This is a genomic window from Synechococcus sp. CS-1326 (assembly GCF_025128115.1).
GTDB lineage: Bacteria > Cyanobacteriota > Cyanobacteriia > PCC-6307 > Cyanobiaceae > Regnicoccus.
This window is the reverse complement of record NZ_JAHLYV010000021.1, coordinates 75032-91477: the sequence shown is the minus strand read 5'-3', so window position 1 is coordinate 91477 and position 16446 is coordinate 75032. Positions and strand designations below refer to the sequence as shown.

Sequence of the window (16446 nt, the reverse complement as noted above, 5' to 3'; positions counted from 1 at the left end):
GATCCGGCCGTGCTGCGGAAGGTTCATGGCCGCCGCCGACCGCTGAGCTGCAGGGTGTACGACTCGATGGCGAAGCCGGTGAGTGCTTCGATCTGCTGGATCAGCTCGCTGGGAAGGACGACATCGAGATCGTGGATGTCGCCGGACTCCAGGCAGGTGAGGTGGCTGTGCGGATCACTGCGGTACCCATACAGGCGTCCGTTGGCCTTCTCCAGGCATTCGATCACCCCAGCCGACTGGAGCGCTTCGAGGTTCTGGTAGACGGAAGTGTGACCGATGTTGCGGCCCTGGCTGTTGAGCCGCTCAAAAATGTCTCGGGCGCTGAGGTGGTTGCGCTCGGCCCAGAGCAACTCCAGCACCATTTTCCGCTGGCGGCTCAGCCGCATCCCGAGATCACGGCAACGTCTGAACGCTTCCGTGACATTCACCTGGAAGGTGTCGGGTGGTGGCGAAACGACCACGTTCAGGGTCAAGAATGATTGTCATGCTATCGGCAGGGTCAGTGATCAGGCCACCTGCCGCTGGAATGGCCCTGTTCCGGCTCAGCCGACACTGAGCCGGAGTGGATCCTGGAGCCGCTGGGGGCCCACCGCCTGCAGGGCTTCCCGCAGGTCGACGCTGCCGTCATAGAGCGCCCTGCCGACGATCACCGCTTCGACGCCCAGCGGCTCAAGGGCGAGCAGGGCGAGCAGATCGGTGAGCGAACCCACCCCACCGGAGGCGATCAGCGGAATCGAGCTGGCTGCCGCCAGCTGCCGCAGCGCCTCCAGGTTGGGACCGGCCAGGGTTCCGTCGGTGGCGATGTCGGTACTGATGATCGCTGCCACGCCACTGGCCTCGAAGCTGGCTGCCAGGTCCGTGGCCTCCACGGTGCTCTCGGTGAGCCAGCCGCGGGTGGCCACCTTGCCGTTTCTGGCATCGATGCCCACCAGGATGCGGCCGGGGAAGCGACGAGCCAGTTCTCGAACCAGCTCCGGCTGCTCGATCGCCACGGTGCCGAGGATCACCCGATCGAGGCCGCAGGCCAGCAGCTCACAGGCCCGCTCAGCCGTGCGCACGCCACCGCCCAGCTGCACCGGAATCGACAGAGCGGCGGTGATCGCCTTCACCGCCACATCGTTGATCGGCTTGCCGCTGCGGGCGCCATCAAGGTCGACGAGATGGAGCCGCTCGGCCCCCTGCCGCTGCCAGTCGAGGGCCTGGGCCACCGGGTCGTCGTTGAAGCGGGTCACCTGGTCGTAGTCGCCCTGGTGGAGACGCACGCAGTGGCCGTCGAGCAGGTCGATGGCGGGAATGATCTGCATGGCGAAGCCGCTGGAGCCGTGGTTGGGCTCCATCCTCGCTGGCCGGGCTGATGGGGTGGGGATTCTGCCTGGCTTCGGTGGGAGCGAACAATGGCCGCATCGCCATGATCTGGCTAGAGAGTGCCTGGAAGATCATTTTTCTGCCCCAGGGCAGGAAGACAAGATCGCTCCATCCCATTCGCCGGTCATGTCATGTCCAATCGTTTTGATGCCAAGGCGAAAGAAGCGGAAGGCCGCCTTGAATCCGCCTTCGGTGAACTCACGGGAGATGCTGGGCATCAGCTCCAAGGCAAGGCCAAACAGGCCCAGGGAGCGGCGATGAATGCCGCCGAAGACCTGAAGGCAAAAGCCGGATCAGCTGCCAGAAAACTGGACGAGACCATCAAGAAGTCTGCCGAGAACACGGATTGATCTTCTGGTTCAGCAGGTGAGTGAACAGCTTCGGAACCGGAGTTTCTGAGGCTCACCTGCGAACTTTCCGGTGCCGGTGACCTCCCATTCCGGGGGGTTGCCTCCGAAGCGGCGGCGAATCATGACAACCGGAAAGCTGGTAACAAAAGTCCGATAAAGCAACCAGAAAAAATGACATTCTGTTGCATCCATTCAACCCCACTACCAAAGAATTCCCATGAGTCTTCTTTCCCTGGTCACAACACTCATCGTTGTTGGCATTCTGCTCTGGCTGATCAATAACTTCGTGCCAATGGACGGCAAGATCCGGCAGATCCTCAACATGGTTGTTGTGGTCGCGGTGATTGCCTGGCTCCTGAATCTGCTTGGGCTGATGGATTCAATCCGCGGCATCCGCGTCGGGAGATAGAGGTCCGGCGGGCATCGGTCGCTTGAATGGCGTCCAGTTCGATCGAGCCCGTCTTGAAAATCCTGGTCATGGGTGGCACCCGCTTCATCGGCAAGCCGTTGGTGGCGCAACTGCAGGCCTTCGGCCACGAGCTCAGCCTGTTCACCCGCGGCCAGAATCCCCTGCCGGCCGGGGTGGAACACCTGGTGGGGGACCGGAGCAGCGAGGAAGCCCTTTCCCAGCTGCAGGGCCGCCGTTTCGACGTGATCATCGACAGCAGCGGCCGGACCCTCGCCGACAGCCAGTCGGTGCTGGAGCGCACCGGTGAACCGAAGCATCGCTTCGTCTACGTGAGCTCAGCCGGGGTCTACGCCGACAGCGAGCAGTGGCCCCTCGATGAGAACGCCCCCACCGATCCAGCCTGCCGCCATGCCGGCAAGCTCGAAACCGAGAGCTGGCTGCGGCGCCAGGGCATCCCCTTCACCAGCTTCCGGCCCACCTACATCATCGGACCAGGCAACTACAACCCGGTGGAGAGCTGGTTCTTCGATCGGATCGTGCACGGCCGCCCGGTGCCCTTGCCGGGCGATGGCAGCACGATCACCCAGCTCGGCCACGTGGGGGACCTGGCGATCGCCATGGCCCGTTGCCTGGAGGTGGAAGCGGCCACCAACCGGATCTACAACTGCACCGATCGAAAGGGAATCAGCTTTCGCGGCCTGGTGGCGGCGGCGGCGCGCGCCTGCGGCAAGGATCCGGCCACTGTGGAGATCCGCAGTTTTGATCCGGCCGGGCTGGATCCCAAGGCCCGCAAGGCCTTTCCGCTGCGGCTGGCCCACTTCCTCACCGATGTGCACCGGCTGGAGCGGGAGCTGGCCTGGAAGCCCGTCTTCGATCTCGATGCCGCCCTGGCCGACAGTTACGCCAACGACTACGCGCTGCGACCGACCGGCAACCCGGATTTCAGCGGTGATCAGGCCCTGCTGGGCGGAGCGGAATGATCAGGGGGCATAGGAGACTGGATCCACCATCGATGCGTTCCGATGCCCAACTCCAGCGGATCCATCAAGTCGGTGATGGCCGCCTTGCTCGTGGTGCTCGCTTCAATCGGAGGCCTGGCTCTGCTGGGTTGGCTCACGGTGGTGCTGCTCGATCTCAAACACCTCAACACCAGCGGGTTCACCCTGCCGTAGCGGCAGGGGTCTGAAGCCTGGAGCGGAACCTGCCCAGCCGGCAGAGAGGATCCATACGATCTTGTCCGCAGCGTTCCTGGGCACCGATGCAGAACAGCTTGCTGACGACGGTGCTGCTGCCCGTCGCCCTGGCCATCGTGATGCTGGGGATGGGGCTGAGCCTGGTGCCGGAGGATTTCCGGCGCATCAGCCGCTATCCGCGGGCCGTGGCGCTGGGCAGTTTCTGTCAGATCGTGGTGCTGCCGCTGATCGGCGGCCTGCTGGCCTGGCTCTGGCCGATGGAGCCGGCGCTGGCGGTCGGTCTGGTGATCGTGGCGATCTGCCCCGGCGGCCCCTCCTCCAACCTGATCACCTACCTGGCGAAGGGGGATGTGGCCCTCTCGGTGACGCTCACGGCGATCAGCAGCGTGGTGACGGTGTTCACGATCCCCGTGCTCGCCAATCTGGCCCTGCAGTTGCTGATGGGATCCGGCGCAGAGATCAGCCTGCCTGTGCTGCCGACGATGCTGCGAATCGTGCTGATCACCCTGGTGCCGACGGTCATCGGCATGGGGATCCGGCAGCGGTTCACCGCCACAGCGCTGCGGCTGGAGAAGCAGATGGGGCGGCTGGCCGCAGGTCTGCTGGCGTTGATCATCCTGCTGCTGGTGATCAAGGAAGCCGGCAGGCTGCCCGGCTTCATCGCCCAGGTGGGCGCGGCAGTGGTCGTGCTGAACCTGCTGGGAACGGCGGCCGGCTTCCTCTCGGCCCGGCGGCTGGGTCTGCCCCTCGCCCAGCGGCTCAGCATCGCCATCGAGGTGGGCATCCAGAACGGCACGCTGGCGATCGCGATCACGGCCGGCCTGCTGAACAACATCGACATGGCTGTGCCGGCTGCGATCTACAGCCTCTGGATGAACATCACCGGATTCGCCATGGTCGCCTTCGTCCGCCGCAAGCTCGCCGCCGCCCAGGGGTCGGGCCGTTGAACGCCGGACCTTTTGAGCGAATCATGGTCTGGGCTGACTAACCGATCGCGGCCTCACCACGCCTGTGAATCTCGCTGGCGTAGCCGGTCCAGGCGCCCTGGCCCCAGTAGCGGAAGCAGCTGGTTTCCAGCAGCAGCAGGTTGAGCAGGGCTTCCTGGTAGTGGGGGGTTCTGGTGATGGCGGGATCCTGCGCCACCAGGGGATCAAACACCTGGTGGAAGCGGGCACTGAGCCGGTTCATCGGCTCCAGCACGTTGCCGTAGCCCTCCACCCAGCTGAGGTCGTTGGTCCAGGAGGCACCCGCCATCGAGAAGTGGGGATCACCGGCCTGGAGTGCGGCGATGGCCGCTTCGGTGGCCGCCGGGGTGGGCGGGTTGCCGTTGGTCTGGCGGCTAACGGCCTCCCAGAGCTTGTGTTGCTGAACCGCCTGAATGGCTGGGTAATCGGCTGCTTGGACCCCGGCGGCTTCCAGCAACTCCAGATACTCGGTGCCATTGATCGCCACGGTGGCTGAATCGCCGCCTGAATCAGTGGTTGGGTCGTCACCCGAAGCGCTCGCCTGGGCGGCGATTTTCTGATGGGCCCGGATGAAGGCGGAGGGGAATTCATTCATCATCACCCCGCCATTTTCGCCGTCGGCAATCTGCGACACGAGCGAGGGGATCGTGGTGCCTCCCAGCGCCTGGCGTCCCAGCCCGAGGGCGTCGTAGCAGGGCTGCATCTGGCCCACCAGCTTGGTATCGGAGCCCTGGGTTTTGATCAACGCCGTGATACTCACCGACTCACCGCTGGAGTTGCGCGCCACGAGTTGATTGGGGCCGTATTTCTGCGCCTGGCTGAGGCTGGAGCCATCGAGGTTCTCGACGCTGTGCTCCTGCACCAGCAGCCACTGGTAGCCGCACTCCCTCAGAGCCTTCAGCAGGGCATGGAGGGTGTCGGGGTGGTTGGGCAGGTGCATTTCAGGCGGCGAGAAACCCTTCACCCGTTGCAGTGCCTCAGGCCCGAAGAGGGCCGCGAAATGGTGTTGCCAGGCCAGGATCTGCAACCTGAGATCGGGAATCGGCGTGGAGGGTGCCACGGCATGGCTCCAGAAGGTGCCGAGCCATTCCACATGGGGTTGCAGGCTGGGATCGCAGGCGAGACGTTTCAGGGCATCGAGTATGTCGTGGCGACCCATCTGCTCGAATCCCCAGAGCAGGTTGCCGGAATAATCCAGCATGATCCGTGGGTTGCAGCCCTCTGAAATCAGCTGGGGGATGATCTCAGCAAGACGCTTGTAGCAGTGGGCGAAGGGTTCGGCGTTGTGGTTGTCACCCTCGCCGGGGTGCTCGAACATGTACTGCAGATGCGAAATCAGCTCGCCATTCGCCCCGGCGGGAATCGTGGGCTGGTGCATGTGCAGGGCGCAGGCGAAGCCTGAGCGGATCTGCGCCAGGTTGAGAGTGGTGCGCGGCAGAAAAACGGGGCCGGCCTGCTGCATCAAGGCGAGGATCCCGGCTTCATCACCCGCGATCGGCGGAAGTGCGGAGTTGGGCATCAGGTGGGCAGGTCGTGCAGGGTCAGTCTGGGCCTGGGGCATCGTCCTGGCACTCGATACCCTTCTGAACACAGCTGAGCAGGGTGTCCGGGCCGAACGCTCACCGCTCAGCCGAACGCTCACCGCCAAGATTGGTGGCCATGGTGCCCTCTGCCACCGTCCTGATGATCCTGGCCTCCGCCGACCGCGCCGCCTTTCAGCTCGATCCCTGCCTGCCGGGCCATCCCGACCCCTACCCGATCTATGGCGCCCTGGGCGCCGAAAGCCCGTTGCATTGGTGCGAGGGGCCGCAGATGTGGATCATCCTCGGCCACCCAGAGGCGGTGGCGCACATGCACGATGCGCGCTGCAGCCGCCAGCTCCATCTCGACAAGCTGATCGAGCGCTTCGGCAGCGGCCACATCTTCCACGACCAGAAGCTCGACATCCCCTACATGGATGGCGACCCCCATGCGCTGGTTCGTCACCATGTGAACGACGCCTTTCGCGCCATCAACATCCCGAGCCTTGAAACGTTCACGCGGAGCTTCATTGCCGAGCGGCTTGAGTCGATCACCGTGGGCGAACCCTTCGATCTGGTGCCGCTGCTGGCGGATCCGCTGCCGGTGGCCGTCACCAGCGAGCTGCTGGGTGTTCCCGCCGATCTGCAACAGGAGGTGCTTCGCCATGTTCCCTCCTTTGTGCGCTCCCGCGGTCTGACGCAGACCGAGCAGACGACCGCCAGCGGCGACGATGCCATCGCCCTCTACAGGCAGTTCTTCCTGCCCTTGATCCATCAGCGCCGCGCCAACCCCCAGGACGATCTGCTCAGCCGCCTGATGGTCGATCCCCGCGATGGCAGCCACATCAGTGATGAGCAGTTGCTGCTGTTCATCTCCAGCAACTTCTACAGCGCCAGTGTGTTCACGCTGCGCCTGCTCGTGGGCACCCTGGCCGTCGCGATGGCGCGCCACCCTGAGGCTTTCGAGCGGCTGCGGGGCGACGGCTCCCTGGTGGGGCCGGCGCTGGAGGAGGTGCTGCGCTGGGATCCACCGGCCCAGGCCCTCAACGCCAGTGCCGCCACCGAGCCGATCGAACTGGCCGGCCACACCATCGCCACCGGTGATTCGCTCACCGCCCTGGTGGGAGCGGCCAACCGTGATCCGCGCGTGTTCGACGATCCACACCAGTTCCGGATCGAGCGCGATCCCAATCCCCATCTGAGCTTCGCGCCAGGGCTGCATCAATGCCTCGGGCGGCAGCTGGCCCGTCTGCAGGGCCGGGCCTTGCTCGAGGCCTTGCGGGAACGCTTCAGCGCCATCCATTGTCAGGAGCAGGCCTGCCATCGCTTTGTGGGTGATCGCTTCCGTGGCTTTGATCGGCTGATCCTCGAGGTGGAGTGAGCGGTTGAAGCAAAGCGGATCCAATCCCGGGCCCCTGCCGCCGCTGGCGCTGCTGGCCCTGGCCGTGGGCGTGAGCGTCGCGAACCCCTTTTACAGCCAGTCGCTGCTGCCGCCGATCGCCGCCGAGCTCGGCCTGGCCGCCGGCACCGCCGTGCTGGTGCCGGCGGCCACCCAGTGGGGGCTGGCCGCGAGCCTGCTGCTGCTGCTGCCCCTGGGCGACCGGCTGGATCGGCGCCGCCTGCTGGTGGGTGCGGCCGCCGGCATGGCGCTGGCCTGCCTGGCGATCGTGCTGGCCCCGGGGTTCAGCCTGCTGCTGCCCGCCTTCTTCGCGCTCGGCCTCTGCGCCCTGGTGCCCTACCTTCTGCCGCCGTTCGTGGCTGAGCTGACGCCTGAATCGCGACGCGGCCAGGTGCTCGGCACCCTGTTGAGCGGCCAGTTCAGCGGGTTGCTGCTGGCGCGCAGCTTCAGCGGCGTGCTGGCCGAGCTGGCCGGCTGGCGAACCATCTACGCGGTGTCGGCCGTGCTGATGCTGGCGGTGGCGATCCTGTTCCGCAGCCGTCTGCCCCACCAGCGCCCGCCCCGCCCCCTGGGCTACCTGGCCCTGCAGCGTTCCCTGCTCCAGCTCTGGTTCCGCTACCCGGCCCTGCGGCAAGCGTGTCTGCGCCAGGCCCTGCTGTTCGGGGCCTTCATGGCCACCTGGAGCGCCCTGGCCCTGCAGCTGGCGGCGCCGCCCTGGGGGTTCGCACCGGCGGCGATCGGCGCCTTCGGCCTGGTGGGCCTGGTGAGCATCACCGCCGCCAGGCCGATCGGTCGCCTGGTCGACCGCCATGGCCCCGACCGGATCGTGCGGGCGGGCTGCCTGCTGGGCTTGGTCGGTCTGTTGCTGCTGGCCATCGGATCCAGCTCCCTGCTCGCCCTGGTGCTGGGCATGGCCTGCCTCGATCTTGGCGTGCAGGGCGCCTTCGTGGCCCATCAGACCACCGTGTTCTCCCTCGATGCGGAGGCCCGCACGCGCCTGGGAACCTGGCTGTTCTTCACCGCCTACCTGGGCGCCGCGCTCTGCTCGGGGCTGCTGGCGCACTACTGGGCGAGCTGGCACTGGCATGGCAATGCACTCTTCGCCGCCAGCCTGGTGCTGCTCGCCCTGCTGATCCCGACCTCCGGCCGACCCGCACGCTGACCACCAGGGGAACCGCAGAAGCTGCGACACTCTGTTCAGCAAATGTTGGCCGCCTTGCCCGATCCGGTGCCCACGCCACCAGCCCCAGCTCTCGATCTCGAGCGGCCCTGGCTGTCGGAGCGGCTGGTGGCCTGGCCGATCCTGGCCAGCGGGGAACTGGCGCCGGAATCGGCGCTGAGCCTGCGGGTGTTCGGCTTGCCCCTGCTGCTGGTGCGGGGCGCAGATGGGCGCGCATCGGCCCACATCGATGCCTGCCCCCACCGGCTGGTGTCCTTCTCCTGCGCCGGCACGCCGCCACGGGTGCAGGGTTCAGTGGTGCGTTGCCCCTACCACTACCAGGAGTTCGATCAGGACGGCCGCTGCGTGCACACCCTGCATGGCGAAACCGGTAGCGCCGAGCATCTCGTCACGCTGCCGCTGCGGGAATGGGCTGGTTTCCTCTGGCTGCCGGCGGGACGCCGCCTGTTCGCCGCAGCTGATCCCGCCGCCTGGCAGGCGGCGGAGGTGGAGGCGGCGCTGCAGGCGGCGCGGCTGCCGGCCGAGTTCGAGCGCGAGCTGCTCGATCCGGCCACCGATGCCCTGCCGCTGTTCCACTACCGCTACCCGGTGGGCCCCTGGGGCCTGGTGCTCACCAGCGGCATCGACCACACCCACGGCTTCCACGTGCACGCCATCGCCCGCACCGTGCATCAGCTGCGGCGCTGGCTGGGCCAGGAAACCCTCAGCGGCATGCACATGGTCTGCGACGACGACGAGCGCTCGGTGCTGGTCACCTATGAGCAGTACCGCAACAACCTGCAGGCCTACTGGAAGGTGGGCGGCGCCCCCAACCTCTGGCTCAACAAGCTCGATGAGGGCCTGCATCTGGCGGTGCTGTTCGTGCCCGACGATCAGGGCAGCACCACCCTGCGCGGCACCCTGTACGCCGCCGGTCGCTGGCGCTCCCTGCTGGAGAACGGTCCTGCGCTCAAGGCGTTGCGCGATCTCTCCAACCACAACAACGAGGAGGACCGCCCCTTCATCGAAAGCCAAGCGGCCCTGCTGGGCGGCGGCCGCATTCCGGTGGGCAATGCCAGCATCAACGATGCGCCGGTGTACCGCTTCTTCCGCTACCTGGAGGCGATCACCGGCACGCCGATCGCCTTCGGGGCCAAGCCCCACCCCCGCGACCTGCTGGTTCAGCGCGGCTGAAGCAGCTCCCGCAGCCGCTGGCGCATCAGGGCGATCGGCTGATCCGCCTCGATCAAATGCTCGCCGCTGGGCCAGGGCTCAAGGGCGGCGGTCATGGCGGTGAGGATCGCCCGGTCCTGATCGATCAGGCCCCGCTCGAAGCGCACCATGGCGGCGGCCGGCACCTGCTCTTCCGTGTCGTTGCGAAAGTAGAAGCGGCTGATCTGGGTGGCCTCCCCGCCTGTGGGCACGGCGTGGAGCCCGATGCGTTGGCGCAGGCCGTTCGGCCACTCCAGCTTCAGGCTGAGGCCGAGCGGCGCGATCCAGCTCTCCTGCCGCTTCACCGTCAGCGTGCCGGCGTCGCTGGCCAGGGTGTCCTGCAGCACGGTGTTGTTGTGCACCTGCAGGGGGATACGGAAACGGAAGCCATCGGCGGTGTCTTCGATCGGCCCCTCGATCGGATCGGGCCTGGCCGTGGTGGCCTCCAGCAGGCCGCGGTGCACGAAGAAGTGGTGGAAGTTGTCGAGGCCGTTCTCGATCACCCGGAACGGGGAGCAGTTCCAGCGCTCCCAGAAGCCGTCGATGCGCCGCTGGGCCGGGTCGTGCTCCTCCGGGAAGCTGGGCAGCGGCAGCTGGGGCTGGTCCGCCAGGCACACCCACACCCGGCCATAACGGGCCTGGGCCAGGAAGGTGCGCAGCCGGCAGGCCTCCGGGATCGGCCGCTCCGGCTGCTGGGGGATCGCCCGGCAGGCGCCGTCAGCGGCGAACCCCCAGCCGTGGTACGGGCCCTGCAGGTTGCCGTCCGAGCTGAGGCTGCCGCCCGAGAGCCGCGCCGAGCGGTGCGGGCAGCGGTCGGGAGCGGCGTGGGGCGCCCCATCGGCCCCGCGCCAGATCATCAGGGCTTCCCCCAGCAGCTCCACCGCCACCGGCGCCTCGCCCAGCTGATCGAGCGGCAGCACCGGACACCAGCAGGGGCGCAACCGGGAAACGTCAAGCGGCATGGCCAACCAACTCACTGACTGTTGTGTCTCACCACCTTGGTGCGCGGAGCCGCTCAGAGAGCCGATGCCGAGGGGATCGGCCCCGCCCGGTGCTGAGCGCTTCCTGAGACGGCTGCAGATTGGCAGAGACCGGAGCAGCCAGGGGTTGCGCTCTACCGAGAAGGAGCAATTCTGCCAGTGGATTTCCCTGCCACGTGGCGCTTTTCCCCCACGAGACAACCCAGCTCAACACAAGGTTGATCCGCAGACTCTCAAGGTTCATTGGATAGCCTTTACGGCGGCTCCACCTGATGGAGCTCCGCCAGGCTGCCGCTCCAGCTCTGCTCAAGGAGTTGGCGCTGGCTCTCATCAACTTGTGCCAGGAGATTCGGATTGTCCAGTACTGGTATGCAGGTGACTTCGCCGGGAGTGAGCCCCTTCAGCGAGGCCTCCAGCACCTCCTCAGGCGTCATGACGATCCCGCTTGGAAAGGAATGCGGATCGACGCCATCGTGTTCATGACATTCAGTGTTCACAACACCTGGACAGAGTGCTTGAGCACGAACTCCAGTGCCGAGAAGCTCACTCGCCAGGATTTGGCTGAACCTATTGACAGATGCTTTGCACCCAGCGATGCCGCTCTCCTGAGCAATGAGAGCGTGGCCAGGGACCCACTGAAGGGCAGCCGCGAAGATCCATTGATCACTCCAAGGTGATCAGGCGCGAGCATCCCTGGAGGGCTGCCCGTTTGAGGGGGGTCAAACCCACAAAACGCAGACGGATCAGGTCTTCCGGCTGGTCAGGCACTACCAGCCACCACGATGCCTGTCGTCAGGGCCGGTAGGGTGGTCAGAGTCCTGGCGGCATGGATGTCGAGCGGCTCCAAACCACCTGAGCACGCGGCAGTCCAACCCGCGACAGCCTCCCTGCCGGCCCAGCTGATCCAGCGCTATCGGCGCCTGTTCGCCTTCTACGACCGCGACGGTGACGGCCGCCACACCCTGGGCGGTGACTTCGAGCCGGTGGCAGCTCGCCTCGCTGCGCGCTGGCAGGGCAGGCCCACCCCCTTGCCTGATCTGCTGCGGCTGCTGCTCGATACCTACCGACACGAGAACGAACGCCGCGACGGCAACCATGACGGCCAGGTGGATCGGGAGGAGTTCGTCGCCTCCCATGGCCGGGTGTTCGCCTCCTTCATCGCCGACCCCGAGGCCGCACGGGGCTTCATCGCCCGCTCCGCCGGCGGCTTCTTCACTGTGCTCGACCTCGATGGGGATGGCGTTCTCGGGCTCGACGACCTGGCGGCCTTCGCCGCCGCCTATGGCCATCCGAGAGATGGCATCGCCGCCAACCTCAACGCGATGCTGAGTGGCCTTGGCCTGCCACCGGACCGCCTGCCACTGGCGGCGTTCCTGACGCTGGTGGAGCAGTACTGGTTCGATCCATCCCCCGACGCGCCCGGCCGCCATCTGTTCGATGGGCTGGCTCTGGTGGAGACCGGCCAACCCCAGCACCAGCTCAGCAATCTGGGATACGCGTTGTGAAAGCCGACGACTTGGTTGGTTCCTGGCGGCTCCGCTCATGGAGGAATGTCGGCAACGACGGCGTGGGCGTTGACCCACTCGGTGAGCATCCCGTGGGGTTCATCTTCTACAACCACGACGGCTACATGTCAGTGGAGATCATGGCCAGCCACCGTTCGCCTTATCACAACCCCGACGTTTTTGGAGGCACCCCCGCGGAGCGCTCTGATGCGATCAGCTCCTATCTTTCCTACTCCGGCCCTTTCGAAGTGCTCGAAGATCAGGACGCCGTTGTGCATCACATCGAGGTTTGTTCGTATCCGAACTGGATCGGCAATGCGCAGGTGCGCTTCGCGAAGCTTGACGGTGACGTGCTGGTGCTGAGCACGAAGCCGATGCTGTTTCAGGGGGTGGAGCGCCGGGCGGAACTCGTCTGGGAGCGCATCGGACACGACTGACCCCCACCGCTGAGGTGGATGGGTTTGATTGGACAGCCTGGCCCCCTGAAATCGTTCACCCAGGGCGAGAGGTACACAGGGCTGGCGAACACAGCCTCCAGCCAGTCGTAAGCACGCTGGTGGAACAGGGAGCGGGCCGTCTCCTCGCAGTGGCCGCCGGCGCCCTCGGCGGCGGTGAAGCGCACCAGGGTGCGGGGGCACTGCAGCGCGTCATGCAGTTGCTCCGCGAAGCGGGCGATCGGATCGCCGTCCGCCCAGGCCACCAGCGTGGGGCAGCGGATCCGTTCGGCGCGCCCCCGGAGGCTGTACTTGCCGGCGATCCGGATGTAATCGGCGAAGGAATCGAGGCCGTGCACCCAGAGGGCCCGCCGGACGGTCCAGTGCAGCGAGGGGCTGGAGCGCATCTGGGCCTCGACGGCCTCGAGATCGGCGGGGGCGATCTCGGGCAGGCGTTCGCGTACGGCCGGGGGCAGCGGCAGGAGCAGGCGCAGCGCCTCGAGCAGGTCCCACTGGCCAGGGTCAGCGATGCAGGCCGCGAGGCGGTGCTCGCCGCTGGCGGCGCGGGGTGCCAGATAGCCGCCGAAACTCCAGCCGATCAGCGCGATCCGCTGGGGGTCCACGTCGGGTCGGGAGAGGGCGTAGTCCACCACTGGACGCACCACAGCCTCCCAGTCGGGGCGGAACACCAGGCCCTGGTGGATGAGGGGACGGCCCTGGCCGGGGCCATCGAAGCTGAGGCAGTGGTAGCCGCGGCGCACGGCGGCCACGGCATGGGCGAAGTGCGCCTCGTGCACGGTGGCGTCGTAGCCGTTGGTGGCGATCAGCAGGGGCCGCGGCTGGCACGAATCATCGGCGCGGTGGAAGTAGCCGGGGAGGCTCGTGCCCTCGTACGGGATCTCCACCGCCTCCACGGCCGGCGTCATCAGCGCAGCTGCCCGGGCAAACGCCTCGGCTTCCCGATCGAAGGCTTCCACCAGCCTGGGATCCACGGGCGCACCGAAGAGCGGCAGCCAGGAGGTGCGGTAGTAGTTGCTGGCCCGCAGCCAGGCCTCGCGGGCGCTCACCGCGTGACCGTCCGCGGCAGAGGATTCTGCGATTTGGACCAACCGATCGGCGGTGGCGGTCCAGGCGCGGAACCAGCTGTCTGCATCCCCGGGGTTGATCTGCGACGCCGCCACGAAGCACTCACCGAAATCGGCTCCGCCATAGAGGGCGTGCGACAGGGCACGCATAGCAAAGCGCTCAAAGAGGGGGTCGGCGAAGAAGAGGCCCATCGGGAGAAGCTCAGGGGGCGTGCAGGATGTCCGCCGCCAGCTGGCACAGGGCCAGGCGATCGGTCTTGCCCACCGGGGTGAGGGGCAGCTCGGGCAGCACGCGGATCTCCTCCGGCGCCTTATAGCCGACGCGGGCCCGCGCGAAGGCGATCAGTTCGGCCTCGCCGGGGACGGGCTGATCCGGGCGCAGGGTCAGGTAGGCCCGGACGTTCTCGCCATGCACCGGGTCCTGGATGCCGATCACCCCCACCAGATCCACCGCCGGATGCTCCGCCAGCGCCTCCTCCACCTCCTGGGGGCAGATGTTGGAGCTGTCGTGCACGATGATCTGCTTGCGGCGGCCGCAGAACCAGAAGTAGCCGTCGGCGTCGACGCGCATCTCATCGCCGCTGTCCAGCCATCCCTCCACGATCGTCTCGGCGGTGGCCCGGGGGTTGTCCCAGTAGCCCACCATCAGCGAAGGCGCCTGAATCCAGAGCCGCCCCTCTTCGCCGACTCCCACCTCGGTGCCGTCCTCATCGCGCAGGCTGGCGCGGAACCCCGGGCAGAGCCGGCCCACCGAACCGATCCGGTTCGGCCCCGACGGCGGCGCCAGGGTGGCGTAACCGGTCTCGCTCATGCCGAAGCATTCGTCAATCCCGAAGCCGGCCGCCCGGCGGAACTCATCCTGCAGCTGGTGGGGCACCTTGTCGCCGCCGCTGATGCAGAGGCGGATGGATGCCAGATCCGTCGGCTGGAGCCGTTCATCGCGGATCAATTCGAACAGGGCAGCGGGCAGCATCAACAGCAGCGCCGGCCGGTGGCGCCGCAGCAGGGTTTCCACGGTGGCCGCATCGATGCGGCTGGCGATCGCGGCGGAGGCCCCGGCGGCCAGGGCCGCCAGCACGAGGGCGGAGGAGGCGATGTGGGCCACCGAACTGCCGGCCAGCACTTCCTCTCCGGCCCGCAGTTCGGTGGCCTGGATCAGGGAAGTGAGCACGGCAGCGAAGCTGGCCCGGCTGTGGGTCACACCCTTGGGCCGGCCGGTGCTGCCGGAGGTGAAGTAGAGAAAGCAGGGGTCGTCCGCGGCCAGCGCCGGCCAGGGCGGCGGGGCGTCGTCGCCGGCGGGCGCCGCGGCCAGCAGGGCGTCGAAGCCGGTGGGATCGTCAAGCCGATGGCAGCCCAGGGGCAGCCGGGGCGCGACGGCGCTGGCCTGCACATCGGCCAGCCGTTCGCCGTGGAACACCAGGGCCGACGCCCCGCTCACCGCCAGCGCATGGTCGATCTCCGGCGGCACGTAGCGGTAATTGAGCGGGGTGAGCACCAGACCGCTGCGCAGCCCGGCCAGGTAGTGGACGACCAGCTCCACCCGGTTGGGGATCAGGGAGGCGAGCCGGTCACCCTGTTGCAGGCCGAGCCGCCGGTAGGCCCGGGCGAGCTGTTCGGCCCGGCGATCGAGCTCGGCCCAGGTGATGGCGTGGGTGAGATCCTGCAGCGCCGCTGCCGCCGGGTCGCGCCCGAGGCCGGCCTTCAAGAGGCGGTTCAGGTCGATCGGGGTGGCCAGGGGCGGGCCGTGGGTAGGCATGGGACACCGCAGCCCGGTCACTCTGGCAGCCGCCGACAGGACCAGGGCGAAGGGGCTGGCAGGAGCTGGCGATCGAAGCGCGTCATTCTCTGGCAGTGGCGCCGTCAGGCGATCACGCCAGAGGGGATTCCAGCAGGGGTGCCCGCCGGATGGGCCACCCGATAACAACCATGCCCCGCCCCAGCGCATGGTGCTCACCGCCTGCCGCAACGGCGCCACCAGCCTGATCGGCGGGGACGACATGAGCGCCGGGGGTATGTGCTGCTACTCAGTGCCTGACGAAGAGCGCACGCTGATTAAGTTCGATCAAAACATGCGATTCAAACAGCTTGATCAACTCCGGCAACACACCAAGCAGCAGGTCAGACAGACCCTTGTTGCTGATATTGCCAGTGGTCACGATCAGAAGCCTGGCAGGACTTCCACGCAGGAGATGACTCTGGATGAAATCAGCGTCCTTGCTGAACACCACACGTCCGTCGTGATCGGCGATCGAGGAGATTGTTTTGTCTGAGCTGCGATTGCCTTCGGGAAGATCAAGGGTATGAAGAACATCGCAGCCCATGGACTCCAGTTGGGTCTTGAGGGCTCGAGGCAGCTGGGCATCCAGCAGGATCTTCATGCAGGCAGAAGCTCAACCCGCTGAACACGGGCCAGATGTGCCGCGTACTGAAGCGCCGCAGTGACGTCTTGGGCTTCGAGATCGGGATAATCAGCCAGGATCTCAGCCGTGCTCATGCCGGCGGCCAACAGGTCAAGCACCATCTCCACGGGGTAACGCAACCCACGGATCGTTGGTTTCCCGTGGCACACCTCAGGATTGAGGGTGATACGGCTGAGCTGATCTCCCATGGCACTCGCTGGCGGTCCCCACGTTAGACGGCACAAGCGCTCTCGGCCTTGAAACGGCTGGGGGGATGCCATGGCGACTGAGCTTCTCCTCCACAAGTGCCACCCCCGTCACACCCCAGCGAGGATGAGCCCATGCACCCATCCCCCACCTACGAACGCCTGCGCGACTACGTGACGCGGCGCATGCGCATGAGCCACATTGACCAGCCGCTGATGCTCTAGCCGAAGGCTTCCGCGTAGCGGTTGGAACTGCTCGGCCACT

The 16446-nt window shown here is 66.8% G+C and carries 19 protein-coding genes; 10 read left to right on the top strand and 9 right to left on the bottom strand.

All coding sequences use genetic code 11. The features are described from left to right. Positions 1-23 precede the first annotated feature (23 nt). Both KQ307_RS07525 and hisA read right to left on the bottom strand, forming a co-directional pair. Positions 24-386 carry a Fur family transcriptional regulator gene (locus KQ307_RS07525; RefSeq protein ID WP_259727643.1) on the bottom strand — a complete coding sequence of 121 codons (363 nt, stop codon included), beginning with the start codon at positions 384-386 and terminating at the stop codon, positions 24-26. Between the two features lie 156 nt (positions 387-542). Beyond that, positions 543-1304: a 1-(5-phosphoribosyl)-5-[(5-phosphoribosylamino)methylideneamino]imidazole-4-carboxamide isomerase gene (hisA, locus tag KQ307_RS07520; protein WP_259727642.1), complete on the bottom strand. Its 762-nt coding sequence runs from the start codon at positions 1302-1304 to the stop codon at positions 543-545. A 192-nt stretch (positions 1305-1496) separates the two neighbouring features. On the opposite strand from hisA, the gene KQ307_RS07515 reads away from it, so the two are divergent. From KQ307_RS07515 to KQ307_RS07495, 5 genes are all read left to right on the top strand, one after another. Continuing rightward, positions 1497-1715 carry a CsbD family protein gene (locus KQ307_RS07515; RefSeq protein ID WP_259701633.1) on the top strand — a complete coding sequence of 73 codons (219 nt, stop codon included), beginning with the start codon at positions 1497-1499 and terminating at the stop codon, positions 1713-1715. A 217-nt stretch (positions 1716-1932) separates the two neighbouring features. After that, positions 1933-2124, top strand: coding sequence for a Thivi_2564 family membrane protein (locus KQ307_RS07510; protein ID WP_259727539.1), 192 nt, complete (start codon positions 1933-1935; stop codon positions 2122-2124). A gap of 53 nt (positions 2125-2177) precedes the next feature. Further along, positions 2178-3104 (top strand): NAD-dependent epimerase/dehydratase family protein, encoded by a 927-nt coding sequence (locus KQ307_RS07505; protein ID WP_259727538.1) that lies wholly within the window; start codon positions 2178-2180, stop codon positions 3102-3104. A gap of 42 nt (positions 3105-3146) precedes the next feature. Beyond that, positions 3147-3296 carry a hypothetical protein gene (locus tag KQ307_RS07500; RefSeq protein ID WP_259727537.1) on the top strand — a complete coding sequence of 50 codons (150 nt, stop codon included), beginning with the start codon at positions 3147-3149 and terminating at the stop codon, positions 3294-3296. 86 nt (positions 3297-3382) lie between these two features. Continuing rightward, positions 3383-4264, top strand: coding sequence for a bile acid:sodium symporter family protein (locus tag KQ307_RS07495; protein WP_259727536.1), 882 nt, complete (start codon positions 3383-3385; stop codon positions 4262-4264). A gap of 37 nt (positions 4265-4301) precedes the next feature. On the opposite strand, the gene KQ307_RS07490 is transcribed toward KQ307_RS07495, so the two are convergent. Then, entirely contained in the window at positions 4302-5801 is a 1500-nt protein-coding gene (locus KQ307_RS07490; protein WP_259727535.1) for a glycosyl hydrolase family 57, read from the bottom strand. 143 nt (positions 5802-5944) lie between these two features. Here KQ307_RS07490 and KQ307_RS07485 point away from each other — a divergent pair, with 143 nt between their 5' ends. From KQ307_RS07485 to KQ307_RS07475, 3 genes are read left to right on the top strand one after another with little or no spacing between them, the layout of a single operon-like run. Continuing rightward, complete coding sequence (locus KQ307_RS07485; protein ID WP_259727534.1) at positions 5945-7183, top strand: cytochrome P450; 1239 nt, start codon at positions 5945-5947, stop codon at positions 7181-7183. A 4-nt stretch (positions 7184-7187) separates the two neighbouring features. Beyond that, positions 7188-8363 (top strand): MFS transporter, encoded by a 1176-nt coding sequence (locus KQ307_RS07480; protein WP_259727533.1) that lies wholly within the window; start codon positions 7188-7190, stop codon positions 8361-8363. A gap of 45 nt (positions 8364-8408) precedes the next feature. Continuing rightward, complete coding sequence (locus KQ307_RS07475) at positions 8409-9554, top strand: Rieske 2Fe-2S domain-containing protein (RefSeq protein ID WP_259727532.1); 1146 nt, start codon at positions 8409-8411, stop codon at positions 9552-9554. On the opposite strand, the gene KQ307_RS07470 is transcribed toward KQ307_RS07475, so the two are convergent. Continuing rightward, positions 9542-10534 carry an aromatic ring-hydroxylating dioxygenase subunit alpha gene (locus KQ307_RS07470; RefSeq protein WP_259727531.1) on the bottom strand — a complete coding sequence of 331 codons (993 nt, stop codon included), beginning with the start codon at positions 10532-10534 and terminating at the stop codon, positions 9542-9544. The two genes, KQ307_RS07475 and KQ307_RS07470, sit on opposite strands and share 13 nt — an antisense overlap. A 272-nt stretch (positions 10535-10806) precedes the next feature. Further along, positions 10807-10986: a hypothetical protein gene (locus tag KQ307_RS07465; RefSeq protein ID WP_259727530.1), complete on the bottom strand. Its 180-nt coding sequence runs from the start codon at positions 10984-10986 to the stop codon at positions 10807-10809. 396 nt (positions 10987-11382) lie between these two features. On the opposite strand from KQ307_RS07465, the gene KQ307_RS07460 reads away from it, so the two are divergent. Next, positions 11383-12057, top strand: coding sequence for an EF-hand domain-containing protein (locus KQ307_RS07460; protein ID WP_259727529.1), 675 nt, complete (start codon positions 11383-11385; stop codon positions 12055-12057). Beyond that, a complete protein-coding gene (locus tag KQ307_RS07455) occupies positions 12054-12494 on the top strand; it encodes a lipocalin-like domain-containing protein (protein ID WP_259727528.1) in 441 nt (146 codons plus the stop codon). Before KQ307_RS07460 ends, KQ307_RS07455 begins: the two co-directional genes overlap by 4 nt. On the opposite strand, the gene KQ307_RS07450 is transcribed toward KQ307_RS07455, so the two are convergent. The 4 genes from KQ307_RS07450 to KQ307_RS07435 form a co-directional block, all read right to left on the bottom strand. After that, complete coding sequence (locus KQ307_RS07450) at positions 12440-13768, bottom strand: S9 family peptidase (RefSeq protein WP_259727527.1); 1329 nt, start codon at positions 13766-13768, stop codon at positions 12440-12442. The two genes, KQ307_RS07455 and KQ307_RS07450, sit on opposite strands and share 55 nt — an antisense overlap. Before the next feature lie 10 nt (positions 13769-13778). After that, a complete protein-coding gene (locus KQ307_RS07445) occupies positions 13779-15332 on the bottom strand; it encodes a class I adenylate-forming enzyme family protein (RefSeq protein WP_259727526.1) in 1554 nt (517 codons plus the stop codon). A gap of 268 nt (positions 15333-15600) precedes the next feature. Next, positions 15601-15954: a DUF5615 family PIN-like protein gene (locus KQ307_RS07440; RefSeq protein WP_259727525.1), complete on the bottom strand. Its 354-nt coding sequence runs from the start codon at positions 15952-15954 to the stop codon at positions 15601-15603. Beyond that, positions 15951-16184 carry a DUF433 domain-containing protein gene (locus KQ307_RS07435; protein WP_259727524.1) on the bottom strand — a complete coding sequence of 78 codons (234 nt, stop codon included), beginning with the start codon at positions 16182-16184 and terminating at the stop codon, positions 15951-15953. The genes KQ307_RS07440 and KQ307_RS07435 overlap by 4 nt, the downstream gene beginning before the upstream one ends. Positions 16185-16446 lie beyond the last annotated feature (262 nt).